Source organism: Rhodococcus sp. NPDC060176, assembly GCF_042728675.1.
Lineage (GTDB): Bacteria > Actinomycetota > Actinomycetes > Mycobacteriales > Mycobacteriaceae > Rhodococcus_F.
On record NZ_JBHWYS010000002.1, the window covers coordinates 298,840 to 323,004 of the forward strand.

Sequence of the window (24,165 nt, forward strand, 5' to 3'; positions counted from 1 at the left end):
AAACTCCGCTCAGAGAGACTTGGCGACGAGGCCGATGAGGTCGGCGAGGCGGTTGGAGTAGCCCCACTCGTTGTCGTACCAGGAAACGATCTTGACCTGGTCGTCGATGACCTTCGTCAGACCCGAGTCGAAGATCGACGAGTGCGGGTCGGTGACGATGTCCGAGGAGACGATCGGTGCGTCGGTGTACTTCAGGATGCCCTTGAGGGGTCCTTCGGCAGCAGCCTTCATCGCGGCGTTGATCTCGTCGGCGGTGGCCGACTTCTTCAGGTTCGCGGTGAGGTCGGTGACCGAGCCCGTGGGGATCGGCACGCGCAGTGCGTAGCCGTCGAGCTTGCCGAGCAGCTGCGGGAGGACCAGGCCGATTGCCTTGGCTGCACCGGTGCCGGTGGGAACGATGTTGAGGGCGGCTGCGCGGGCGCGACGGAGGTCTGCGTGCGGAGCGTCCTGCAGGTTCTGATCCTGGGTGTACGCGTGGATCGTGGTCATCAGACCCTTGACGATGCCGAACTCGTCGTCGAGAACCTTGGCGATGGGGCCGAGGCAGTTGGTGGTGCACGACGCGTTGGAGATGATGTTCTGGCTGCCGTCGTACTTGTCGTCGTTAACGCCCATGACGATGGTGATGTCTTCACCCTTGGCCGGAGCCGAGATGATGACCTTCTTGGCGCCGGCTTCGAGGTGTCCCTTGGCCTTTGCGGCGTCGGTGAAGATGCCGGTGGACTCGACGACGACGTCGACGCCCAACTCGCCCCAGGGAAGTTCGTTCAACGGGCCGCGGTGTGCGAGGGCCTTGATGCGCTGATCGCCGACAACGATCGTGTCGTCACCGTCGAGCGACACGTCGTACGGCAAACGGCCGAGGATGGAGTCGTACTTCAGCAGGTGAGCGAGCGTCGCATTGTCAGTCAGGTCGTTGACTGCCACGATCTCGATATCGGTGGTTCCGAGCGCCTTCTGCGCATCCACCGCCCTGAAGAAGTTACGTCCGATACGGCCGAAACCGTTTACGCCAACCCGGACAGTCACAATTCGCTCCTTTGACCATGATTCTGGTGTGCAACTTGACCCACGCATACTCCGAATCCGTGTGTGCACGACGCGGACGTGGGGTTCATCGGTCGATGTGACTCATACCCTAATGCGCGTGGCCCGAACGTGCGCAGCCCACCCTGACGGAGGGCAGGTCACCCCTCTTCGAGTAGCTCCGCATTCACTGCCGATTCGGTGTCGGGTATGCCCGTTTCCTTTGCCTTGCGATCAGCCATGGACAGCAGGCGACGGATACGTCCGGCAACGGCGTCCTTGGTCATCGGCGGGTCCGCCAACTGGCCCAGTTCCTCGAGGGACGCCTGTCGATGCTCGACGCGCAGTGCGCCCGCCGCGGCGAGGTGATCGGGCACGTCCTCGCCGAGGATCTCCAACGCACGCTCGACGCGTGCAGCAGCGGCAACGGCAGCGCGAGCCGAGCGTCGCAGGTTCGCGTCGTCGAAATTGGCGAGACGATTGGCGGTGGCGCGAACCTCGCGTCGCATCCGTCGCTCCTCCCACACCAGACGCGTGTCCTGGGCTCCCATGCGGGTCAGGAGATCGCCAATGGCTTCGCCGTCGCGGATCACCACACGATCCGTTCCGCGCACCTCACGTGCCTTCGCCGAGATCCCGAGACGCCGCGCAGCTCCGACCAATGCCAGTGCGGCTTCCGGGCCCGGGCAGCTCACTTCGAGCGCCGACGAACGGCCGGGTTCGGTCAGGGAACCGTGCGCGAGGAACGCTCCGCGCCAAGCTGCTTCGGCGTCGCCGACACTTCCGCCGACCACCTGCGCAGGCAGGCCGCGAACCGGGCGTCCGCGAAGATCGAGTAGTCCCGTCTGGCGGGCGAGCGCCTCACCTTCCTTCGCCACACGCACGATGTAGCGAGCGGACTTACGAAGTCCGCCTGCACTGAGTACGTGAACGTCGGCGCTGTAAGTGAACAGGTCGAAGATCTCCCGGCGCAGACGTCGCGCCGTGGAGCCCAGATCGACCTCCGCTTCGACGACCACCCGGCCGCCGACTATGTGGAGTCCACCGGCAAAGCGCAGCAACGCGGAGACCTCTGCCTTGCGGCAGCTGACCTGAGTCACCACTAACCGGCTCAGTTCGTCCTTGACCTCCGCTGTCATTGCCACGAAGCGTTCTCCCTCTGTTCTTCGGAATACTGTTCTTGCCGGGAAGGCTGGTCTTGCCGGGAACGCTGTGTCGAATCCCTCACTGCCGCACTGCTCGACAGTTCGGCCAACACGTCGGCCAGTTTTGCCGGATCGTGTACATGCGCTGCGCCCGGTGAGGTGTCCGCGACTTCCGCGTACCTCACTTCGGCCGAAAATTGATCCGCCGCACGCTGCAGATGTTCACGTTCGCGCCCGGCCGGTACCGACGCCGAGTCGACCACTACGTAGTCGACCCGAAAATCGGGCACGTGTTGGGAGAGTACGTGCAGGTGACGCTCCGCGGAGAATCCGGCTGTCTCCCCCGGCTCGGGGGCGAGATTGAGCACCAGCACTTTTCGAGCCTTCGTCGACGAGAGTGATTCGACGAGTTCGGGTACCAGGACGTGCGGGATCACGCTCGAGAACCACGATCCGGGTCCGAGGACCACGAGATCGGCACGATCGATCGCGGTCACGGCGTCGGGGCACGCGGGCGGATTGGACGGGAGCAGTCTCACGCGCCGGACCTTGCCCGGCGTCGTCGCGACGGCAACCTGTCCACGAATGCAGCGGCTGACGCGGGGGTCCTCTTCGAGTCCTTGAACGTCGGCTTCGATCTCGAGCGCGATCGGCGACATCGGCAACACACGGCCACGGATTCGCAGCAGTCGCGCCATCTCGTCGAGCGCGACGACTGGATCACCGAGCACCTCGGTGAGGCCGGCCAGGATGAGATTGCCCACCGAGTGCCCGGCGAGCGCGCCGACACCGCCGAAGCGATGCTGGATGGTCCGCGTCCAGTCGACTATCTCGGGTTCGTCGGACGCCAGAGCCGCCAGCGCCATCCGTAGGTCGCCGGGCGGGATGACGCCGAGCTCGGCGCGCAGCCGGCCCGAGGAACCACCGTCGTCGGCGACCGTGACCACCGCGGTGACGTCGACCGTCAGGCGTCTGACGGCTTGGAGGGTGGCGAACAATCCGTGCCCGCCGCCCAGAGCGACGATGGCCGGCCCCTCGAGTGCTTCCGGCGAGCGCTGTGTCGGTTCACTCATTCGCGCCCCAGATCCCGGTGCACGATGCTGACCGAGATGTCTTCCTCGGAACCCAGACGCCTCGCGAGAGCTTCGGACATGGCCACGCTGCGGTGCTTACCGCCGGTGCACCCGACCGCAATTGTCATGTAGCGCTTTCCTTCTCGTCGATATCCGGCGATCGTCAAATCCACCAGATGACGGTAGGTGTCGAGATAGTCTTCGGCGCCCTCTCGGGACAACACGTAGTCGCGGACGTCGGCATCTTGACCGGTGTGCGGACGAAGTTCGGGGATCCAGTGGGGATTGGGCAGGAATCGAACGTCACAGACGAGATCGGCATCCATCGGCAGGCCGTACTTGAATCCGAACGACTGAACCGTCACCTTCATCGTGCGGTTGGCATCGTTCCCGAACGCCGTTTCGATCTTCTGACGCAGCTGATGAGCCTTCAACGCCGACGTGTCGATGACCAGATCGGCGGCCGCCTTCACCACGGCCAACTGCCGACGCTCGGCTGCGATCCCCTCGGACAACGTGCCGTCGATGCCGTCGTTCTGCAAGGGATGGCTGCGGCGCACCTGTTCGAACCGCCGGATCAACACGTCGTCCGATGCTTCGAGGTAGAGCACCCGGGTGTGGATCGGTTCCGCCTCGAGTTCGGTGAGCACCCAACCGAGGTCTCCGGTGAAGAGTCGACTTCGCACGTCGATCACGACGGCGAGACGATCGACCGGCGGATCGGAGGTCAAGCTCAGACCGACCATCCGGGAAATCAGCTCAGGTGGCAAATTGTCCGCGACATACCAGCCGAGGTCTTCGAGCACCTTGGCCGCGGTACTCAAACCTGCTCCGGACAATCCCGTCACCAGCAGGAAATCCATCGTTCGACTGTCTTTGGCGCTGTCGGTAGTCACTGTGCACTCGGCCCCGTCGTCGGCATGGACAATTCTCGCGACTCGGAGCCCTCGTCACCGCTACCGGATTCAGCGCTGGGCGCGTCAGCAGACGTAACAGACGATTCGGATTCCGTGTCCAGCTCATCATCCCCTACCGCGGCGGGCAGCGCTCGAGCTTCAGCACCCGCATCGGCCGCAGCCGAATCCGTTCCCAGTGCGGCCAGAACTGCTGTGGCGGTGGTCTCACCGATACCAGGGACCTGCATGATCTCCTCGACCGTTGCCGTTTTCAGCTTCGCCACGGAACCGAAGTGAGCCACGAGAGCGGTACGACGGGTTTCACCGAGCCCCTTGACCGAGTCCAACGCCGAAGCCGTCATGCGCCTCGAGCGCTTGCTGCGATGGAAGGTGATCGCGAAGCGGTGAGCTTCGTCGCGGATGCGCTGCAGTAGGTACAGCGACTCACTCGTTCGGGGAAGGATCACCGGATCTTCCTCGCCCGGCACCCATACCTCTTCGAGGCGCTTGGCCAATCCGACCACCGCGACGTCGGTGACCCCCAACTCGTCGAGGACAGCAGCTGCCGCCGTGACCTGAGGGGCGCCGCCGTCCACGACGAACAGATTGGGTGGATACGCGAAGCGCCGAGGCCGACCGGTGGCCGGGTCGATCGCCGCTTCGGGAGCGAGATCCCCGCCGTCCGCGTCCATGGTCGACGCCGAGGCCGCCAGAACGCCCAGGTCGCGGTTGTGGCGCAGGAACCGCCGACGCGTGATCTCCGCGATACTCGCCACGTCGTCGGAATGACCGTCGCCGGCAGCTTCCTTGATCGCGTAGTGCCGGTAGTCCGACTTGCGCGGGAGCCCGTCCTCGAACACGACCAGTGACGCCACGACGTCGGTTCCCTGGACGTGACTGATGTCGATACATTCGATTCGTAGCGGAGCCGAATCCAGGTCAAGCGCTTCTTGAATGCCCTGCAGCGCCGCTGATCGTGAAGTGAAATCCCCGGCGCGCTTGAGCTTGTGCTGCGCCAGAGCCTCTTTCGCGTTTCGCTGGACTGTTTCGGCGAGGTCCTTCTTGTCGCCGCGTTGCGGAACCCGCAGTTGCACTTGCGATCCCCGAAGCTCGCTCAACCACGCCTGGATCTCGGTCGCGTTTGCCGGCAGAACCGGCACGAGAACTTCCTTGGGTACGGCGCTGATCCCGGCCCCGGAGCCCGCTCCCGGGTCGAGGGCCGCTTGCTCGCCGTAGAACTGGGTGAGGAACTGTTCGACCAGAATCGGCAAGTCCGACTCGGCGTCGAGCGCAGCCCAGTCGATGGCGTCGCCTGCCTTCTCCTCGACCCATCCACGCTGACCGCGCACACGTCCGCCGCGCACATGGAACACCTGGACAGCGGCCTCGAGATCATCGGTGGCAAAGGCGACGAGATCGGCGTCGGTGCCGTCACCGAGCACCACTGCCTGCTTCTCGAGTGCCTTACGCAAGGCTCCGATGTCGTCGCGCAGACGAGCTGCGGTCTCGAAGTCGAGATCCTCGGAAGCCTGCTGCATGCGCTTCTCGAGGTCTTTGACCAGCTTGTCGGTGCGGCCGGCGAGGAAGTCGCAGAAATCTTCGACGATCTGACGATGCTCCATGGCACTGACGCGGCCGACGCAAGGCGCCGAGCACTTGTCGATGTAGCCGAGCAGACACGGACGGCCGATCTGGTTGTGCCGTTTGAAGACTCCGGACGAGCACGTTCGTGCGGGAAAGACTCGTAGCAGCAGATCGAGAGTTTCGCGGATCGCCCAGGCATGGGAGTAGGGACCGAAGTACCGGACGCCCTTGCGCCGCGGACCGCGGTAGACGAACAACCGCGGGAACTCTTCGTTGAGCGTCACAGCGAGAACCGGATATGTCTTGTCGTCGCGGTACCGCACGTTGAACCGCGGATCGAATTCCTTGATCCAGTTGTACTCGAGCTGAAGCGCTTCGACTTCGGTACTGACGACGGTCCACTCGACGCTGCCGGCAGTGGTCACCATCTGCCGCGTACGGGGATGAAGCGTCGTGACGTCCGCGAAGTACGAGTTCAAACGTGAACGGAGGCTTTTCGCCTTTCCGACGTAAATGACCCGACCATGCGGATCACGAAATTTGTAGACGCCCGGCGCGGCCGGAATGGTTCCGGTAGCGGGGCGGTAAGTCGAGGGATCCGGCACGGTTTCAGGTTAGTCGCCGCCACCGACCGACTCGGAAACACGCAGGATGCGGGCACCGAACCGACCGGAAGACGTCAGTTGCTCTTGTGCGCGACCGGTGCGTAGCGGTCGGCGAGTTCGCGGAACTTACCGACTGTGTCGACGGCGTACTCGCGGTCGTTGGACTGGATCGCCATCACTGCCATGTACTCGTCGTCGGGCAATTCGATGCGTGCCCAGGCGGCGCCGTCGGGGAACGAGAGCCCCTCGAACAGATCCCAGTCGACGATCTTCTCGCCCAGGATGTTTCGTACGGCGATTCCCTGCTTACCCACCTTGACCCGAGGCCGGGTCAACATCAGTACACCGAGAGCAAGAACGGTGCCGATGCCGGCCATCGCAATTTGGTCCGCGGCGCGGAAGTACACGCCGGTGGACCCCTGGCGGAGCAGGAGCGCAAGTGTGACGTGAACGATCACCAGAAGGACAGCGACGCCGATCGCGTACCGCGTCGACTTACGCGGTGAGGCGATCAGTTCCCAGTTCTCGTTGTCGCCGGGTGTGTTCATCGAAACGAATCCTCGGTCCATGGTGCTCGGAGATGACGCAGGGTCACTGCGGTGTCCAGTGCGGCGGCGCAGGCCTGTGCGCCCTTGTCCTCGACGCTACCCGGCAGACCCGAACGGTCAAGAGCCTGCTGCTCGGTGTCGGTGGTCAGGACACCGTTCCCCACGGGAGTACTTTCGTCGAGCGAGACGCGTGTGAGGCCGGCGGTGACCGCGTCGCACACGTACTCGAAGTGCGGAGTACCACCGCGGATGACGACGCCGAGTGCAACAACGGCGTCGTGGGTGCGAGCCAACGCCTGCGCAACGACCGGCAGTTCGATCGCACCGGCGACACGGACCAGTGTCACATCCTTGATCTGTGCCTGCTCGGCGACGCGCTGTGCGCCGGCGATCAGGGCCTCGGAAATCGTCGCGTGCCACTGCCCCGCAACGATCGCCAGCTTCAGATCCTTGGCCTCGGCGATCGCGAGCTGCGGCTGACCTTCGCCGCTCACAGTGCGGTTCCGGGCTGTGCGGAGTTCTGGTTCGCCTCGTACTCGTCGAGTCCGATCAGATCGTGGCCCATCCGGTCGCGCTTGGTGCGCAGGTAGGTGAGGTTTTCGGCATTCGCGCGCAGCGGCATCGGAACGCGGTCGGTGATCTGCAGGCCGTAACCGTCCAGACCGACACGCTTGGCCGGGTTGTTGGTCAGCAGGCGCATCGACGAGATACCCAGATCGACGAGGATCTGCGCACCGATGCCGTAGTCACGGGCGTCGGCCGGTAGTCCGAGTTCGAGATTGGCGTCGACGGTGTCGGAACCGGCGTCCTGGAGCTGGTAAGCCTGCAGCTTGTGCATCAGACCGATGCCGCGACCCTCGTGCCCGCGCATGTACAGGACAACGCCCCGGCCCTCCTGAGCGACCATGTCCAGTGCAGCATCGAGTTGCGGGCCGCAGTCGCACCGCAGCGAACCGAAGACGTCGCCGGTGAGGCACTCGGAGTGAACGCGGACGAGTACGTCGCTACCGTCACCGTCCGGGCCCGCGATGTCGCCGCGCACCAGCGCGACGTGCTCGACCTCGTCGCAGATGCTCGTGTAGCCGACAGCGGTGAACTCACCGTGACGGGTGGGGATGCGGGCTTCGGCGATACGCAGCACGTGCTTCTCGTGCTTGCGACGCCACGCGATGAGGTCGGCGATCGAGATCAGAGCGAGGTTGTGTTCGTCGGCGAAGACTCGCAACTCGTCGGTCTGAGCCATCGCGCCCTCGTCCTTCTGGCTGACGATTTCGCAGATGACGCCGGCGGGACGCAGGTCCGCCATGCGGGCGAGGTCGACTGCGGCTTCCGTGTGGCCCGGACGACGCAGTACTCCGCCTTCCTTCGCGCGGAGCGGCACGACATGGCCGGGACGAGTGAAATCGTTGGCGCCGGTTTCGGGGTTGGCGAGCAGACGCATCGTCGCAGCGCGGTCCGATGCCGAGATGCCGGTACCGATTCCCTCACGGGCGTCGACGGTGACGGTGTAGGCCGTGCCGTGCTTGTCCTGGTTGGTGGCGTACATCGGGGGCAGGCCCAACCGATCGCAATCGTCACCGTCGAGCGGCACACACAGGTAGCCGGAGGTGTAGCGAACCATGAACGCCACCAGTTCCGGGGTGGCCTTCTCGGCGGCGAAGATGAGATCGCCTTCGTTCTCACGATCCTCGTCGTCCACAACGACAACAGCTTTACCTGCAGCGATATCTGCTACTGCGCGCTCGATACTGTCGAACCTGGTCACGTGCTCGCACTCCAAAGTCTTGACTTTTCACATCATCGAATACAACGAGTGCATCCGACGGATGCACTCACAACCCTACGACCAATCGGACGGGTCCGATCAGCCTGGTCCTACCGACCGGCAGAGTGAAGCCGCTCGACGTACTTCGCGATCACGTCCACCTCGAGGTTCACCGGAGTACCGACCACCGCGGTACCGAGCGTCGTCAACTCCAACGTCGTGGGGATCAGTGAGATCTCGAAGTACTCGAACCCACGGTCGCCACCCAGCGCGGAAACCGTCAGCGAGACACCGTCGACGGTGATCGAACCCTTCTCCACGACGTAACGGGAAATGGAGTCCGGCAGTGCGATCCGCACTACCTCCCAGTTCTCGGAAGGCGAGCGGGAGATGACATGGCCCGTTCCGTCGACGTGCCCTTGAACCAGGTGGCCACCGAGTCGGCTGTTCAGCGCCGCGGCGCGCTCGAGGTTGACGCGAGAACCGACGTCCAACTTCGCCAGGCTCGAGCGGTTCAGCGTTTCCTGCATGACGTCTGCGGTGAACGAACCGTCGGCAAGCACGTCGACGACCGTCAGGCACACCCCGTTGACCGCGATCGAATCACCGTGACCGGCGTCGGAGGTGACCAGTGGCCCGCGCACCGTGAACCGTGCAGCATCGACCAGTTCTTCCTTGGCGACAATTTCGCCGAGTTCTTCCACAATTCCTGTGAACACGCGCCCTACTCCTCGTTCCCCGGAGCAGAACTCTCCGGAACCAGACTCAACAAAATATCGGGGCCGATCGTTACCGCGGACTCCAAACGGAATCGGTGGGCGTCGGTAATGGTGTGCACGCCGGCATCGACGAGCGCCGAAGCGCCCGCGCCGAGAAGTATCGGCGCGATGTACGCCTCGATGACGTCGACATATCCGGCGGCGAGGAATGCTCCGGCCAGACGTGGCCCACCTTCGAGCAGTACATCTGTGTACTCCCCCAACGCCTCGATTACTTCGTCGATGTTGTCGGTGTTGAGTACCAGAGTCGGTGCGGTGTCATCGAGAACGCTTGCAGTCGAAGGTATTTCACGTTTTCCGACGACGACGCGCACGGGCTGGTGCCCCGCGAGCTCACCCGTGGGCTGACGCGCCGTCAGCCACGGGTCGTCGGCGAACACGGTGCCGGTGCCGACCACAATTGCGTCGATCTGTGCCCGCTGCGCATGCACGCGCGCTCTCGCCTGCGGACCGGTGATCCACTGACTCGTTCCGTCCTCGGCGGCGCTGCGTCCGTCCAGACTGGCCGCGTATTTCCACGTGATGTGCGGGCGACCGGTCCGCTGTTTGTGCAGCCAGGGTCGCAGTGGACCAGCTTCCACCTCGGGTGCTCGCAGGCCGGCCGTCACGCTGATGCCGGCTCGCATGAGCGTCGCTGCGCCGCCGGAGGCTTCCGGATTGGGATCACCGACTGCGTAGACAACCGCCGAGACTCCGGCGTCGATCAACGCCTGCGAGCAGGGTCCAGTTCGTCCCTGGTGATTGCACGGTTCCAGAGTCACCACTGCCGTACCGCCACGCGCTGCATCGCCGGCCTCGTCGAGAGCCACGACCTCCGCGTGCGGTCCGCCGGGCGGTTGCGTCATACCGACGCCCGCGATGGTGCCGTCGGCCGCCAGGATGACCGCACCGACGGGCGGGTTGGGGCTGGTGAATCCGCGCGCGGAATCAGCTGCGGCCAGCGCGATCTGCATCGCAGCGTCGAGATCAGCCGTCGACGCCTGTCCACCCTTTGCCATCGAGCGGCTCAGACCGACAGCGTCAGGTGCGGCGACGCCGAAGCGGCCTGCGCACGGAGCTTGCGCACCGCCTCACCGGGATCGCTGGCTCCGTACACCGCCGAACCGGCGACGAAGCAGTCGATACCGGCTTCCGCTGCCTGCTCGATCGTGGAAGCGTTGATGCCGCCGTCGATTTCGACGAGCAGCGTCAGCTCACCCGAATCGACGAGCTTGCGAATTGCGCGTGCCTTGTCGAGCACCTGCGGCATGAAGGACTGGCCGCCGAAGCCGGGTTCGACGCTCATGATCAGAAGGGTGTCGAAATCCTTGAGGATTTCGAGGTAGTCGTCGATGGGGGTTCCCGGCTTGACGCTCAGTCCGGCCTTGGCGCCCGCCGCACGAATGTCACGGGCAACCGAACGCGGATCGTCGGTTGCCTCGGCGTGGAACGTGACGTTGTACGCGCCGGCCTCGGCGTACGGCGGTGCCCAGCGCTCCGGGTTCTCGATCATGAGGTGGCAGTCGAGCGGAATATCCGTCGCCTTCAGCAGACTCTCTACGACGGGCAGACCGAGCGTGAGATTGGGAACAAAATGCGCGTCCATCACGTCGACGTGAAGCCAGTCGGAGCCGGACACGGCAGTCGCTTCATCGGCGAGTCGAGCAAAATCTGCGGACAGAATGGACGGTGCAATCATCGGGGAAGCCACGACGCCGAGTTTAGCTGTGCTTCATCGCCGACCGTGCATGCCCGTCATCAGAGAACGGCCACACCGTTGGACAGGCGCAATCCGATCAGTTCTTCACGACACTGCGAAGCTTGCGCACCTTGGCCGGAGCCTTGATTCGCCACGCATCTTCGAGCATCTCCGCCAATTGCACCTCGTCGATCAGTTCGAGGTGCACGAGGATGGAGCCGTGCCCGTGATAGTGATCTGTCGTGAAGAAAGGCGCCTCACCATTGGCGAGTAGCGCTTCCTTCTCGTCCAGACCGCACATCAAGACCAAAGCGCCCTCCGCTTCGGTGCGGAGTCGCGCAAAAGTCTTGCCTGCCACCTTGAGTGCCGGGGTGTTGTACGAGGTCGACTCCTCCACGGAGGGAAGAGCCGAACCCAGTACTACAACCTGTTCCCACGTAACCATGTAGGCACCATACGACTACCGATGCCCAGAAGTCATCCGATCAGGCCAGCGGCTTGCGCAAAGCGGCCATGAACATCGCGTCCGTGCCGTGCCGGTGCGGCCACAACTGAACCGAAGTCCCGTCTCCGACGTCCGGAACACCGGGCACCAATTCCTTGGTGTCGAGTTCCACGACGCCGTGACGCCTCACTGCGTCGGCGACGACTGCCAGCGTTTCCGACAGGTGCGGCGAACACGTCGAGTACAGCACCACTCCGCCGGGGCGTACCAGTTCGATTGCAGCGGCGAGCAATTCGCGCTGCAACTTCACGAGCGGCGCGACATCGGACGGCTGGCGACGCCAACGAGCTTCCGGGCGCCGGCGCAGGGCGCCCAAGCCGGTGCAGGGAGCGTCGACGAGGATGCGGTCGTATCCGGGTTCGAGTCCGGATTCGCGGCCGTCCGCCACGTGCACGTCCACGGGAAGCTCGCGAGTGGTCTTGCGGATCAGTTCGGCACGGTGTTCGACGGGCTCGACGGCGTCGAGCCGTCCGCCTTCGATACCGGCAAGAGCGCCGAGAAGCGCCGCCTTGCCTCCTGGACCTGCGCAGAGGTCGAGCCAGCGGCCGGCGTCGTCACCTTCGAGAGGAGCAATGCTGAGGGCGCGGGCAACCAGCTGACTGCCCTCGTCCTGCACGCCCGCCAAGCCTTGGCGAACCGCCTCGAGCTGTCCGGGGTCACCGCCGTCGAGATGGACGGCGTACGGCGAGTACGGCCCGATCTCGCCGCCGGTCACCAACGCGAGCTCCTCGGCGGAGATCTCACCGGGGCGGGCGACGAGGTGCACGGCGGGGCGGGCGTCGTCGGCGATCAGGACGTCTTCGAGCTCTCCGGCTGCGGCGCCGAGCGAATCCGAAAACACCTGCGCGATCCACAGAGGGTGAGCGTGCTCGAAGGCGAGTCGGCCGATCGGGTCCTTCGGGGCCAGCAACTCGACCCACTCGTCCTGGGTGCGTTCGGAGACACGACGCAGGACCGCGTTGACGAATCCTGCTCGGCCCTGACCGTTTTCGGCGCGAACGAGGTCGACCGAGGTGGCAACAGCGGCGTGTGGGGCAACGCGGGTCCGCAGCAGTTGATACGAGCCCAGACGGAGAACGTCGAGCAGGGTTCCGTCGATCTCCTCGATCGGTCGACCCGCTGCGTGCGCGATGACCGCGTCCAACAGCCCCTGCGCGCGTGCGGCGCCGTACGCGAGTTCGGTTGCCAGCGCAGCGTCGCGCGCGTCGAGCTTGCGATCGCGAAGCAGTCCGGGCAGTACCAGGTTGGCGTACGCGTCACGTTCACGAACCGCGCGCAGTACGTCGCGCGCAGCCAGGCGCGGCTGATCGAGCCCGGCGGTGGCCGGATCCGGGCGCTTGGCCTGCTTCGGCTTGGTGTTCTTTCCACCGGCCGCGTTCTTGGCTCCGGGACCCTGTGTCCGTCGTGCCGGTCGTCGTGATTCGGTCACTGTGCTCGTACCTCCGCGTCGAGTCGGGCACCGCGTGCCCAGTCCCCTGCCGACATCAATTTCTTGCCCGGGGGCTGAATCTGCCCGAGTCGTACCGCGGTGGTCGCGGTACCGATGTACAGACCATCCTTGCGTACCGAGATCTCACCGATTGCCAGGGTCTCGTCCGTGACGGTGACCGGCCCGACCTTGACCCGTAGGTCACCGATCATCGTCCACGCGCCGGGCGCGGGGGTGACGGCCCGGATGTGACGGTCGATGGTGCGCGCGGGCAATTCCCACTTCACACGGGCAGCGTCCACCGTCACCTTGGGGGCGTACGAGACGCCGTCGGCAGACTGTGGAACGGCGTTGATCTCGCCGGCTTCGAGCCCGTCGAGTACCGATTCGAGCAGAGCGGCGCCGTTTTCCGCCAGACGCCCGAGTAGGTCGCCTGCGGTGTCGGTGTCACGAATGCGCTCGGTCATCACTCCGTACACCGGGCCGGTATCCATGCCGGCTTCTAAACGAAACGCGCTGGCTCCGGTCACCTCGTCACCGGCACTGATCGCGGCCTGCACAGGCGCGGCACCGCGCCAGGCGGGGAGCAGGGAGAAATGCAGATTGACCCAACCGAATTTCGGGATGTCGAGTACGTTCTGCGGCAACAAGTTTCCGTAGGCGACGACGGGTGCGCAGTCCGGTTCGAGCCGTGCGAGTTCGGCCGCGAAGTCGGGATCGGACGCCTTGGTCGGGGTCAGCACCGGGATGTCGTGCTCGTCGGCGAGCAATCCGATCGGCGATCGGGTGACTTTTCGGCCTCGACCGGCAACGGCGTCCGGACGCGTGACGACAGCGACGACTTCGTGGTTGGCCGACTCGATCAGCCGACGCAAGGAGGGAACAGCGGGTTCCGGCGTCCCGGCGAACACGACGCGCATGTCAGCTCTCCCGTTTCGGTGGGCTCTTCGGACTCTGATCAGCCGATCGGCCTGTCGAACGCGGTGGACTGCAACTCACGAAAATGCTCCCGGATGTGTCGGTGGATGGAACTCTCAGTCTAAGGACTGCACGAGCTGCGACCTACCTCGCGCCACACCGAACCACTTTCTCGAGAATTTCTTTGATCAGAACCCTGCAGATTCACCGGTTGTCGGTATTGACTGTCTCTGTCGTCGCCACTCGGCGAAGGCTGATACGGGATACACCGATCACACGGAGGAACTTAGATGGCAGGCATCGACAGTAAGTTCGACAAGGCCTACGCAGGAAAGTCCGTCGAAGAATTGGCGGATGCCCCGGTCGCGGCACTCAACGGTGTAAGCGATTCGGATGCAGAGCATTTGAAGGCAGCGTTCAACATCAAGACCGTCCGCGATCTCGGAACCAACAAGTTCTTCCTCTGGGCACAGGCCACTGCCAAGCTCGCCGAGTAAAGATTCCGACCCACGTGAACTCGACGCTCACGAATTGGCGTCGATGACCACTTGCGGAATATCCGTGCCGAGCGGCACCGCGCTGCACGAAGCGTGCCGCTCGGCATCGGGGTCGAGGACCGTCCGGATGACGTCGATCACGTAGGGGTCGTACGGCATGCGGAAATGACCGGTCAGGTTGGACGGGCACAGTTCCTGGAGGACGATGTTCTCCGCACCGGCGTCGCGCAGGGCGATGTTCGAGGACGGCTGGATCATCTCGTCGACAGTCGACCCGATTGTCGTGTAGCGCACACCGGGCACGGTGTCGCCGCCGTCGTTGAGGGCGTTCAACGTATCGGAACCCTGCATCTGCTCGCGGACAGCTCGGGAGAAGACTTCTTCGACGAAGTCTTCTCCGCCGGGGATCGCGCGGACGATCGGAACCAACCCGAACATCACGCCGCCGTACGTCGGCGATGCCAACCCGACCCAATGGTCGACGTACTGGTTCCCGCCCATCTTGTTGACGTAGTACCGCGTCACCGTCGCGCCTTGGGAGTAGCCGATCACGTCGACCTTGTCCGCGCCTGTCGCAGTCAGTACCTGATCGACGAAGGAGCCGAACGCGGTGGCACTGCCGACGATGTCGCCGACGCCGTAGGTCTCGTGTGCGACGTCCCCGTCTTCTTCTTTGATCGCACCGCCGTAATTGAGGGCGAACACGCAGTAGCCGTCAGCCGCCAGTGCCGGCGACAGGGCCGCCCAATCCGCGTACGCCTCGGTGTCGGTTCCGTGGGCGAGTACAACCGGTCGGGGATGCGTGGCGGAAGGCTCACAGCCGAAATCGTTCGATCCGGCCGGTGCGGATCCGGGATGAGCATGCGCATATGCCGTAGCAACGGAACGGGTCGCCTGACCCGGACCGATGTCGAGAGGAACGTCCATCGCGTCGGCACTCGCAGACGGAAGCGTCGGTGCGGCACCCGATATTGCCGGCGGTGCTCCGATCAGCAGCGCCACTGCTACCGAAAATGTCAGTCCCACAGACCGTTTGACGCCAGCCATTGTTCCTGCTCCTGCTCTGATCCTACGAGGGAGCTGACCGTAACACCAGAAACTTCGAGGCGCATACCCTACCGAACAGTAGGTATCCGACGTCTCAATTGCCGCCTTCATCGGCGTCATCACCGGCAAGCACTCGGTAGAGCGACTTGCGCGCCTCGACAAGCACGTCGGCTGCGGCCTTGACCTGCGCGGGTGTGCCTACAGCAGCCACTTGACCGGCTGCGCCCATCAGCTGGCCGATCAGTTCTCGAAGGTCCTGCTCCGGCTCTCCCACACTGAGACGAACGTCATCCCACGGCGCCCCGAGATCGGCGCGATGCTCCTCGACGTACGCGACCCCTTCTTCGGTCAGCTTCGCGGTCTTGCGACCGGCGACCTTGTCGATGATCACCAGACCTTCGTCCTCGAGCTGGGACAGGGCGGGATAGATGGAGCCCGGACTCGGCTTCCAGACGCCGCCGCTGCGCTCGACGATCTGTTGAATCAATTCGTAGCCGTGCATCGGTTCTTCGGCGATCAGGAGCAGAATCGCGGCGCGCACGTCTCCGCGACGACCGCGGCCACCACGTCCTCGCCCGCGACCGAACTGTGCGCCCGGACCGAAGCCGGGGCCGGGTCCGCCGTCCGGACCGAATCGCCCTCGTCGGTGGCCTCTGCGTGGCATGTCGCCGAAGCCCGGACGCTCGTGCGGTCGACCACGACGCCCGCCGTCGTGATCGCGGGGAGCGTCATCCGGCGCACCATCGTCCGTCGGCACCCACATCACAAATGGTGGCCGTTGCTCACGGCCGAAACCGCCGAAGAAACCGCGCCGGCCGAACATCCCCTCGTTCGGGAAACTTGCATCCATCGTCGAACCTCCATCGCTATCGTTGATAGTTCGACGATATATCGCCATATCGGGTTGCGCAAGATTTTTGCTGCACACAAGCATGCCTTGGAGAACTCGAAAATCAGCCGATGCGGCGTGGGTCGATCTGAATGCGGACCGGACCCGAAGACTTCCGCGCACTGCGCGCGGCACGCGCATGTGCCAGAGCATCCGCAAGGCCGCGACCGTCCTTGCGTGGGACGCGGACCAGCATTCGCTCCGGCGCGACACCACTCTCGTCCTCGCCGGAATACGGAAGCCGCTCCCCCGCAGGCAATTCCACCGGGCCGAGCAGCACAGCACTCGCCGGTAGTTCAGCCGACTCCACCAGCTCCGCGATCGCGGCGGATCCACCGTCGATCGCAGCCATGTGCACAGCCGGAGGAAAGCCGACCTCGTCTCGCTCCTCGAATTGAGACTGTGCGTGCCCCACCGGATCCCACCGGACCAATGCCTGCACCGTCGGGATACCCGAGTCCGCGACAACCACAACTTCCCCGCCTTCGGAGAGCGGAATCACCATGGCAGCAGCCGACATCCAGCGTCTGAGCGTTTCCTCGGCGGCGCGAAGGTCCGGCCGACCGAGCAACGCCCAACCGTCGAGCAGAAGCGCGGCGCCGTAGCCGCCCGTCATCACCGGCTCCGCACCGACCGTCGAAACCACCAACGCGGGCCCGTGCGGCAGTTCCTTGACCACGTCACCACCCCCGGACAGCACGACTTTCACTCCGGGAAACGCGCGCCCGAGCTCTTCTGCAGTGCGGCCGGCGCCGACCACCACTGCGCGCAGTGCTTTCGCGCCGCACGCATGACAACGGTAGGCGGCATCGGCAACCCCGCACCAGCGGCACGCCGGCGTCCCGGCGCCGTCCGGGCCAGCCGCAGCGGGAAGCGCCAATGGGCCGTTGCACCGACGGCACCGTGCCGGGGCACGGCACTTTCCGCAGGCCAAGGTCGGTACGTACCCCCGGCGCGGTACCTGCACCAGGACTCCGTTGCCCTCGCCCAGGGCGCGCCGGGCAGCCGCGAATGCAATGGCGGGCAACCGAGCCGCTCTTGCTCCCGGATCGCGGGCCAAGGCTTGATCGCTGTCGGCCAGCGCCGTGATCTTGGGTGCGTGGGCCCGAACGACGTCCCGCGTGGCGACCAGATCGTGCGCCCACCCCGAATCGACGAGGACTTGGGCTTCTGCCGTTCGTGAGAACCCACCGATCACAACCGCGCACCCGGCGACGTAGCCACGCAGGACGGCAACCTCACGGGCATGCGGATACGGCGACCGCGGCTCGGAGAGATTGTCGTCGCCGTCGTCCCAGACGACAACCAGACCGGTCTCGGGGGTCGGCGCGAAAACAGCGCTCCGCGTGCCGACGACGATCCGGGCGGTCCCGCGCAGTGCAGCGAGCCACTTTCGGTATCGCATGGCCGGTCCCAGTCCCGCGGACAGACCCACCACTGCATCAGCTCCGGAGAGTTCGGTGCATGCGGCGACGACGCGGTCCAGGTCGCGTTGGTCGGGCACAACCAGAATCGCGGATTTCCCGCTTGCCGCTACAGCGCCGGCGAGTTCGGCCAGACGCAAGGGCCAGTTTTCGCCGGGCAACGCCTGCCAGACTGCGCGCGGACTCTTCGATTCGCGAATCGCGGTCAGGAATGCGTCACCGAATCTGTAGAGATGCCAACCATTTTCGATCGGTTCCGGAGCAGACGGCGGCTCGGCAGACTCCCACACTTCGGCTTCGACCTTCGCGTGGCGCGGCGGTACCGCCAAGCGGAGAACATCGGCACGGGTTCCGGCGTAGCGTTCGGCCACGCGGTCGACTACCTGCGCGATTTCGGCCGTCAGGACCCGCTCGGACGAGATGACGCGTTCGAGCCAGCCGAACTTCCCCTGGTGGTCACTGGTTGCCTCGCGCGAGACGATGAAGCCGTCCACCAACCGACCAGCGAAGCGGATACGTACCCGGACTCCGGGCTGCGCATCCGCTTCGAGTTCACGAGGAACGAGGTAGTCGAATTCACGGTCGAGGTGAGCGAGCGGGAGCATCGGCAGCACCCGGGCGACCGGATCGACTTCTGCCGCTACTCTTTCCGCGCCCACCCGCGCCCCGTCTGTACGTCAGTGATCAGAGACCAGCTGCGCTACGCAGCTTGTCGGCACGATCGGTGCTCTCCCACGGAAGCTCGATATCGGTGCGACCGAAGTGACCGTATGCCGCCGTCTGCGCGTAGATCGGGCGCAGCAGGTCGAGGTCGCGAATGATCGCTCCCGGACGCAGGTCGAAGATCTCGGTGATCGCCTTCTGGATCCGTGCCGGATCGGTCTTCTCGGTGCCGAAGGTTTCGACGAAGAGTCCGACCGGAGCTGCCTTGCCGATGGCGTAGGCGACCTGAACCTCGATGCGGTCGGCCAGACCTGCGGCAACAGCGTTCTTGGCCACCCAGCGCATGGCGTAGGCAGCGCTGCGGTCGACCTTTGACGGGTCCTTGCCGGAGAACGCGCCGCCGCCGTGACGAGCCATTCCGCCGTACGTGTCGACGATGATCTTGCGACCGGTCAAACCGGCGTCACCCATCGGACCACCGAGGACGAACTTGCCCGTCGGGTTGACCAACAGACGAACGTCGGAGGTGTCCAGGTCGGTGAGGTTCACGTCGGTCAGCACCGAGTGGAGTACCTTCTCGCGAAGGTCCGGCGTCAGCAGGTTGTCGAGATCGATGTCCGCTGCATGCTGGGTGGAGATGACCACGGTGTCGAGACGAACGGCCTTGTCGCCGTCGTACTCGATGGTGACCTGGGTCTTGCCGTCCGGGCGCAGGTACGGCAGCACGCCGGACTTGCGGACCTCGGTCAACCGGCGAGACAGACGATGCGCCAGCGCGATGGGCAGCGGCATCAGTTCCGGGGTGTCGGTGGTGGCGTAGCCGAACATCAGGCCCTGGTCGCCTGCACCCTGACGGTCGATCTCGTCGTCACTGATTCCGTCGACGCGAGCCTCGTGCGAGTGATCGACACCCTGCGCGATCTCGGGCGACTGGGCGCCGATCGCGACGTTCACGCCGCACGAGTTTCCGTCGAAACCCTTCGCGGAGCTGTCGTAGCCGATCTCGAGGACCGTGTCGCGCACGATCTTCGGGATATCCGCGTACGCAGTGGTGGTGACCTCGCCGGCTACGTGAACCTGGCCGGTGGTGACCAGCGTCTCGACGGCCACGCGAGCGCGCGGGTCCTGGGTGAGCAGCGCGTCGAGGATCGAGTCGCTGATCGCGTCACAGATCTTGTCCGGGTGCCCCTCGGTGACGGACTCGCTGGTGAATAGCCGACTGCCGGACTTGCTCACAGATCTCCCTCTCGACGACTGAGTTCTTGACTACAGCTTATTGAAGTATCCGAATCACCGTTCGGTGACCGTTTTGTCATGCTTTGTTAGCTGGGGGCTGAGCCGACGATAACGGTTGGACCGCCTGCGCAACACCCTTGCACTCACCCGATTATCGTGGGGTAACTCTCACCACCGGGCGCGTGTCGCTACTCGGGGAAGAGCTTGACCAGGGCGTCGAGCACTCGGCTGGCCATCAGTGCCTTGGATCCGTGCTCGAGAGCGGACTCCGAACCGTCCGAACCGAGCAGCCAACCGTCGTTGTGATCGACCTCGAATGCCTTGCCCTCGCCGACAGCATTGACGACGAGGAGGTCGCAGCCTTTGCGGGCAAGCTTGGAACGGGCGTAACTGAGGACGTCACCGTGAGCGTCACCGGTCTCTGCGGCGAATCCGACGATGACCGTTCGAGCATCCAGATCGCCGTCACGACGCGCTTCGACGAGGCCGGCAAGTATGTCGGCATTCCGAGTGAGGCTGATCGAGTCGGGTTCGTTTGCGCCCTTCTTGATCTTGCTGCCTTCGACGGTGGTGGGGCGGAAGTCCGCGACAGCCGCAGCCATGACGACCCCGTCGTGTCCGGGCGCGTGCTTCTCCACTGCCAACCGGAGATCTTCGGCCGTCTTGATGTGCACGACGTCGACGGCAGCAGGGTCGGCGAGATCGGCCGTGTAGCCGGCGATCAGTGTGACGTGCGCGCCGCGTTGTGCGGCCAGACGGGCGAGTGCGTATCCCTGTTTGCCCGAGCTGCGATTACCGAGAAAACGCACGGGATCAAGGGGCTCGCGAGTACCGCCGGCGGTGACCAGAATGCGGCGACCTTCCAGGTCTCGCGGCAATGCATCCGAGCGCTCGAGGAGCAACGACGCCAAACCGACGATTTCGTCAGGCTCGGGAAGTCGCCCCGCTCCGGTGTCTTTACCGGTCAAACGCCCGGAGGCAGGTTCGATCACGTGGACGCCGCGCGAGCGCAGTGTCGCGACATTGGACACCGTTGCGGGGTGTTCCCACATCTCGGTGTGCATTGCGGGGGCGAAGACGACCGGACAGCGAGCGGTCAGCAAAGTGGCCGTCAACAGGTCGTCTGCGCGGCCCATGACGGCTCGCGCCATCAGATCAGCTGTAGCCGGCGCGATGACGACGAGGTCGGCTTCCTGCCCGAGACGGACATGCGGAACCTGCGGGACGTCGTTGAAGACGCCGGTGTGAACCGGGTTGCCGGAGAGTGCTTCGAACGTGGCGCGGCCGACGAACTCCAGAGCGGATTCGGTCGGAATCACGCGGACGTGATGACCACTCTCGGTGAAGCTGCGGATGATCGAGCACGCTTTGTACGCGGCGATACCCCCACCGACACCGACGACGATGCGCTTACGTATCGATGTGGGTGCGTCGGACACTCCCCCGACACCCGAACGAGGTTCGGGTGCGGCAGACGTGGTGCTCACTCGCCTTCGGTGTGCTCGAGGAGATCAGCGTGGATTTCACGCAACGCGATGGACAGCGGCTTTTCCTGCAGACCGGGCTCGACCAGGGGTCCGACGTATTCGAGGATGCCGTCACCGAGCTGGTTGTAGTAGTCGTTGATCTGGCGCGCACGCTTGGCCGAGTAGATGACCAGGGCGTACTTGGAAGAGGTGCGTTCGAGCAACTCGTCGATCGGCGGGTTGGTGATGCCGAGCGGGGTGTCGTAGGCAGGCAGAGCGCCCTGACCTGCTGCGGACGCGGCTGAAGTGCTGCTCACTCTTGTGTCTCCTGAATTAGATCTTCGTTGAAGAACTAGATTTATCGTTCCGGATATCTGAGAAACGGGCCGGAAATCGGTTTCCGAAGGTTGTGGAATCAGTTCCCGACCAACAAGGATACCAACTCATCGCAAGCACGGCTTACATCCTCGTTCACGATGACCGTGTCGAACTCGTCCTGTGCGGCCAATTCCACTCGAGCCGTCTCGAGTCGGCGCGCCACGACGTCTTCCGTTTCGGTGCCCCGTCCGGTCAGCCGTTGCACCAGAACGTCCCAACTCGGTGGTGCCATGAACACCAACAAAGCTTCGGGCATCGCCTTCCGGACAGCTCGTGCTCCGGCGAGATCGACCTCGACGAGAACGGGCTTTCCAGCTTCGAGTGCTTCTTCGATCGGAACTGCGGGAGTGCCTGAGCGCTGCAGGCCGCCGTGGATTTCCGCCCATTCGAGAAGTTCACCGGAGTCGATCATCCGTTGAAATTCTTCGCGGGAGGTAAATCGGTAGTCCTTGCCGTCCACTTCACCCGGGCGGGGATCGCGAGTGGTCGCCGAAACACTGAAGACAAGTTCAGGCAACCGAGTTCTCAGCTCGCGAACGACGCTGGACTTACCGACAGCCGAAGGGCCGGCCAGTACAACCAGCCGACCCCTCCGCACTGCGGTCTTGCTCTCTGACACTGTTGCGTCAGCAATCATCAGACACTGTTGCGTCAGCAATCACTTGTCGGCTCAGGCCTCGAAGTCGAACTTGGTGAGCAGAGCCTTGCGCTGCCGATCACCGAGGCCACGAAGGCGACGGGTCGGTGCAATCTCCAGCTCGGTCATGATCTCCTGAGCCTTGACCTTGCCCACCTTGGGCAGTGCCTCGAGCAGTGCCGAAACCTTCATCTTGCCCAAGATTTCGTTGTCTTCGGCGTCCTTGAGGACCTGCTTGAGGTCGGTGCCGCCACGCTTCAGGCGCTCCTTGAGCTCAGCCCTGGCCTTGCGGGCAGCAGCTGCCTTCTCCAAAGCAGCAGCGCGCTGCTCATCAGTCAACTGGGGAAGGGCCACGGTTCCTCCGTCTCGTCGTGTGCAAATTTTGTCTATTCCGCTGATAACCAGCAGCGATAGCGACCGTACTCACGCCTGGCGCGAATTGCTAACCCACCCCCCGCGGTCCGATGCGGATCGCGGTGGGTTATGCGCGACGAATCGATGTCACGGATCGTCGCCATTTTCGGTGAGATCGAGACGGATTCGGCGCAACATGAACGTGCGTACAATACCGAAATAGACTGTAACACAAAGTATTTCGACAATTGCGGCACGACGGCCCCGTGTATGTGTGCGAAATCGTTACCTGCCGGAATGAACGTGGTCGCTGACACATTCAAAATTTTCGAGCATTTTCGGCGCCTATGCGCGTGTCGCGGCCTGTTTTCAGGTCTGCAGCGACGATTTCGGATCGTCGGCGTCGACCGTCTCGGGTTCGGTGCGGCTCACGCCGGGGGCAGCCAGAGCGAGAACCACCGCGAGACTCGCCCAGAGCAATGAATTCTCCAGAACGAAGCCGAAGACCGGGACATCCATGTCCGCGCCGACGCGAGGAAGCCGAAACAGTACGACGGCAGCGGTGAGGGCGATCGCGATCCAGGACCACACGGGCACCGATCGAGTGTCCTCCCCCATCCCCGACTTGATCGGCACCAGGAGCACGCCCACCGCAGGCACCAACCACACGAAATGGTGGGTCCAGGCAATGGGCGTCACGATCGCCGCCAGCAGAGCCACCACCGTGAAACCGGCAAGATCACCCCGCAGGCGCTGAGCACGCCGCGTTGCGACGATTCCGAGGACACCCAACACTGCACAGGCGAAGAGCCATGCGGGACCCACCAGGCCCTCGGGAAGTAGCCGCAAGGCCATCCCACGCACGGATTGGTTGCCGAACACGGACGGGTCACCGACCGCGACGCGTCCGGAGAGTGAGGCGATGTCACCGAAGTAGTCGATCGTCTGGCGCGGGAGAACGGCAAAGCCGAGCGCCGTGGCGCCCAGGAAGCCGGCGAGGCCGCCCGCAACTGCTTTCCAACGCCCGGTGATCACGTAGTAGCCGATGTAGACGAGTGGCACCAGTTTGACCGCCCCGGCGATCCCCACCAGCACACCCTCGGGAATCCACCGTGGCCGAGCCAGCACGTCGACCAGGCACAGGAGCGTCAGGAACAATCCGACCTGCCCGTACCCGAGGTGATCGGAGATCGGAGATGCCACCGTCCACAGGACCAGGAAACCCACGTAGACGACGACGGGCCGCCGACGTGTGAACGGGACTTCGCGATAGCTGAGCACGATGATCGCGGCCAGCATCAGGAGGCTGACAAAACTCCATCCCCACTGGACCGCACCCCAGGAACCCAGGGCGACCGGAACGGCAACGAGCGCAGCGAAAGGCGGATACGTGAACGGCAATCTCGCGTTGAACGACTCGTCGTACAGGTTCGAGCCGTCGAGGACGGCTTGGCCCGCCGTCCGGTACACGGCGAGATCGTCGCCGTGTACGCCGGTGACGGATTGGAACCCGGTGGCCAGCAGCGCACACGCCGCGATGAGAAGTCCGATCCGCCACCAACGATTCACCGACGGACGGTACCACCGGGTTCCACCGCTCGAACGAGCCTCGAGGTCACTCAC

Annotated in this window: 24 protein-coding genes; 1 reads left to right on the plus strand and 23 read right to left on the minus strand. The window is 64.4% G+C overall.

Annotated elements, in window-relative coordinates:
* Nucleotides 1–9: 9 nt before the first annotated feature.
* From gap to fmt, 14 genes are all read right to left on the minus strand, one after another.
* On the minus strand, nt 10–1,029 hold the full coding sequence (gap, locus tag ACFWEM_RS09675; RefSeq protein ID WP_003944851.1) for a type I glyceraldehyde-3-phosphate dehydrogenase: 1,020 nt from the start codon (nt 1,027–1,029) through the stop codon (nt 10–12).
* Between the two features lie 158 nt (nt 1,030–1,187).
* Nucleotides 1,188–2,171 (minus strand): DNA-binding protein WhiA, encoded by a 984-nt coding sequence (whiA, locus tag ACFWEM_RS09680; protein ID WP_230815559.1) that lies wholly within the window; start codon nt 2,169–2,171, stop codon nt 1,188–1,190.
* Nucleotides 2,162–3,244: a uridine diphosphate-N-acetylglucosamine-binding protein YvcK gene (yvcK, locus tag ACFWEM_RS09685; RefSeq protein WP_378533136.1), complete on the minus strand. Its 1,083-nt coding sequence runs from the start codon at nt 3,242–3,244 to the stop codon at nt 2,162–2,164. The genes whiA and yvcK overlap by 10 nt, the downstream gene beginning before the upstream one ends.
* Nucleotides 3,241–4,140, minus strand: coding sequence for an RNase adapter RapZ (gene rapZ / locus ACFWEM_RS09690; RefSeq protein WP_172436543.1), 900 nt, complete (start codon nt 4,138–4,140; stop codon nt 3,241–3,243). Before rapZ ends, yvcK begins: the two co-directional genes overlap by 4 nt.
* Nucleotides 4,137–6,329 (minus strand): excinuclease ABC subunit UvrC, encoded by a 2,193-nt coding sequence (gene uvrC, locus ACFWEM_RS09695; protein WP_378533138.1) that lies wholly within the window; start codon nt 6,327–6,329, stop codon nt 4,137–4,139. The genes rapZ and uvrC overlap by 4 nt, the downstream gene beginning before the upstream one ends.
* 74 nt (nt 6,330–6,403) lie before the next feature.
* Nucleotides 6,404–6,877 carry a PH domain-containing protein gene (locus ACFWEM_RS09700; RefSeq protein ID WP_378533140.1) on the minus strand — a complete coding sequence of 158 codons (474 nt, stop codon included), beginning with the start codon at nt 6,875–6,877 and terminating at the stop codon, nt 6,404–6,406.
* Entirely contained in the window at nt 6,874–7,371 is a 498-nt protein-coding gene (gene ribH, locus ACFWEM_RS09705; protein WP_230815555.1) for a 6,7-dimethyl-8-ribityllumazine synthase, read from the minus strand. Before ribH ends, ACFWEM_RS09700 begins: the two co-directional genes overlap by 4 nt.
* Complete coding sequence (locus ACFWEM_RS09710; RefSeq protein ID WP_378533142.1) at nt 7,368–8,642, minus strand: bifunctional 3,4-dihydroxy-2-butanone-4-phosphate synthase/GTP cyclohydrolase II; 1,275 nt, start codon at nt 8,640–8,642, stop codon at nt 7,368–7,370. Before ACFWEM_RS09710 ends, ribH begins: the two co-directional genes overlap by 4 nt.
* 110 nt (nt 8,643–8,752) lie before the next feature.
* Entirely contained in the window at nt 8,753–9,361 is a 609-nt protein-coding gene (locus ACFWEM_RS09715; RefSeq protein WP_003944892.1) for a riboflavin synthase, read from the minus strand.
* A 5-nt stretch (nt 9,362–9,366) separates the two neighbouring features.
* Entirely contained in the window at nt 9,367–10,419 is a 1,053-nt protein-coding gene (gene ribD, locus ACFWEM_RS09720; RefSeq protein ID WP_378533144.1) for a bifunctional diaminohydroxyphosphoribosylaminopyrimidine deaminase/5-amino-6-(5-phosphoribosylamino)uracil reductase RibD, read from the minus strand.
* Between the two features lie 8 nt (nt 10,420–10,427).
* Entirely contained in the window at nt 10,428–11,111 is a 684-nt protein-coding gene (gene rpe, locus ACFWEM_RS09725; protein WP_230815552.1) for a ribulose-phosphate 3-epimerase, read from the minus strand.
* An 85-nt stretch (nt 11,112–11,196) separates the two neighbouring features.
* Nucleotides 11,197–11,544: an MmcQ/YjbR family DNA-binding protein gene (locus ACFWEM_RS09730; protein ID WP_378533146.1), complete on the minus strand. Its 348-nt coding sequence runs from the start codon at nt 11,542–11,544 to the stop codon at nt 11,197–11,199.
* A 40-nt stretch (nt 11,545–11,584) separates the two neighbouring features.
* Nucleotides 11,585–13,033, minus strand: a complete 1,449-nt coding sequence (locus ACFWEM_RS09735) for an RsmB/NOP family class I SAM-dependent RNA methyltransferase (protein WP_378533148.1) — start codon at nt 13,031–13,033, stop codon at nt 11,585–11,587.
* The gene (gene fmt, locus ACFWEM_RS09740; protein WP_378445948.1) at nt 13,030–13,953 is read right to left on the minus strand and encodes a methionyl-tRNA formyltransferase; all 924 of its coding nucleotides are present in this window, start codon (nt 13,951–13,953) and stop codon (nt 13,030–13,032) included. The genes ACFWEM_RS09735 and fmt overlap by 4 nt, the downstream gene beginning before the upstream one ends.
* A 288-nt stretch (nt 13,954–14,241) precedes the next feature.
* On the opposite strand from fmt, the gene ACFWEM_RS09745 reads away from it, so the two are divergent.
* A complete protein-coding gene (locus ACFWEM_RS09745) occupies nt 14,242–14,448 on the plus strand; it encodes a hypothetical protein (RefSeq protein WP_003944900.1) in 207 nt (68 codons plus the stop codon).
* A 27-nt stretch (nt 14,449–14,475) separates the two neighbouring features.
* Here ACFWEM_RS09745 and ACFWEM_RS09750 read toward each other — a convergent pair whose 3' ends face one another.
* From ACFWEM_RS09750 to ACFWEM_RS09790, 9 genes are all read right to left on the minus strand, one after another.
* Nucleotides 14,476–15,495 carry an esterase/lipase family protein gene (locus ACFWEM_RS09750; RefSeq protein WP_378533151.1) on the minus strand — a complete coding sequence of 340 codons (1,020 nt, stop codon included), beginning with the start codon at nt 15,493–15,495 and terminating at the stop codon, nt 14,476–14,478.
* Nucleotides 15,496–15,589: 94 nt separating this feature from the next.
* Entirely contained in the window at nt 15,590–16,258 is a 669-nt protein-coding gene (locus ACFWEM_RS09755) for a PadR family transcriptional regulator (RefSeq protein WP_378534515.1), read from the minus strand.
* 190 nt (nt 16,259–16,448) lie between these two features.
* Nucleotides 16,449–18,467, minus strand: a complete 2,019-nt coding sequence (locus tag ACFWEM_RS09760; RefSeq protein WP_378533153.1) for a primosomal protein N' — start codon at nt 18,465–18,467, stop codon at nt 16,449–16,451.
* A 25-nt stretch (nt 18,468–18,492) separates the two neighbouring features.
* On the minus strand, nt 18,493–19,707 hold the full coding sequence (gene metK / locus ACFWEM_RS09765; protein ID WP_230815546.1) for a methionine adenosyltransferase: 1,215 nt from the start codon (nt 19,705–19,707) through the stop codon (nt 18,493–18,495).
* Nucleotides 19,708–19,895: 188 nt separating this feature from the next.
* Nucleotides 19,896–21,194, minus strand: coding sequence for a bifunctional phosphopantothenoylcysteine decarboxylase/phosphopantothenate--cysteine ligase CoaBC (coaBC, locus tag ACFWEM_RS09770; protein ID WP_020969581.1), 1,299 nt, complete (start codon nt 21,192–21,194; stop codon nt 19,896–19,898).
* Nucleotides 21,191–21,490: a DNA-directed RNA polymerase subunit omega gene (gene rpoZ, locus ACFWEM_RS09775; RefSeq protein ID WP_003944996.1), complete on the minus strand. Its 300-nt coding sequence runs from the start codon at nt 21,488–21,490 to the stop codon at nt 21,191–21,193. Before rpoZ ends, coaBC begins: the two co-directional genes overlap by 4 nt.
* A 98-nt stretch (nt 21,491–21,588) precedes the next feature.
* The gene (gene gmk, locus ACFWEM_RS09780; protein ID WP_230815545.1) at nt 21,589–22,188 is read right to left on the minus strand and encodes a guanylate kinase; all 600 of its coding nucleotides are present in this window, start codon (nt 22,186–22,188) and stop codon (nt 21,589–21,591) included.
* Between the two features lie 33 nt (nt 22,189–22,221).
* On the minus strand, nt 22,222–22,542 hold the full coding sequence (gene mihF / locus ACFWEM_RS09785) for an integration host factor, actinobacterial type (RefSeq protein ID WP_003944825.1): 321 nt from the start codon (nt 22,540–22,542) through the stop codon (nt 22,222–22,224).
* 369 nt (nt 22,543–22,911) lie between these two features.
* Entirely contained in the window at nt 22,912–24,111 is a 1,200-nt protein-coding gene (locus tag ACFWEM_RS09790; RefSeq protein ID WP_378533156.1) for a glycosyltransferase 87 family protein, read from the minus strand.
* Nucleotides 24,112–24,165 lie beyond the last annotated feature (54 nt).

What these genes read in the sequence shown, in the direction of transcription:
- yvcK (WP_378533136.1), bottom strand. Translation starts at nt 3,244, where the DNA reads ATGAGTGAACCGACACAGCGCTCGCCGGAAGCACTCGAGGGGCCGGCC.
- ACFWEM_RS09700 (WP_378533140.1), bottom strand. Translation starts at nt 6,877, where the DNA reads ATGAACACACCCGGCGACAACGAGAACTGGGAACTGATCGCCTCACCG.
- ribD (WP_378533144.1), bottom strand. Translation starts at nt 10,419, where the DNA reads ATGGCAAAGGGTGGACAGGCGTCGACGGCTGATCTCGACGCTGCGATG.
- ACFWEM_RS09730 (WP_378533146.1), bottom strand. Translation starts at nt 11,544, where the DNA reads ATGGTTACGTGGGAACAGGTTGTAGTACTGGGTTCGGCTCTTCCCTCC.
- fmt (WP_378445948.1), bottom strand. Translation starts at nt 13,953, where the DNA reads ATGCGCGTCGTGTTCGCCGGGACGCCGGAACCCGCTGTTCCCTCCTTG.
- ACFWEM_RS09745 (WP_003944900.1), top strand. Translation starts at nt 14,242, where the DNA reads ATGGCAGGCATCGACAGTAAGTTCGACAAGGCCTACGCAGGAAAGTCC.
- ACFWEM_RS09750 (WP_378533151.1), bottom strand. Translation starts at nt 15,495, where the DNA reads ATGGCTGGCGTCAAACGGTCTGTGGGACTGACATTTTCGGTAGCAGTG.
- ACFWEM_RS09755 (WP_378534515.1), bottom strand. Translation starts at nt 16,258, where the DNA reads ATGTGGGTGCCGACGGACGATGGTGCGCCGGATGACGCTCCCCGCGAT.
- gmk (WP_230815545.1), bottom strand. Translation starts at nt 22,188, where the DNA reads ATGATTGCTGACGCAACAGTGTCAGAGAGCAAGACCGCAGTGCGGAGG.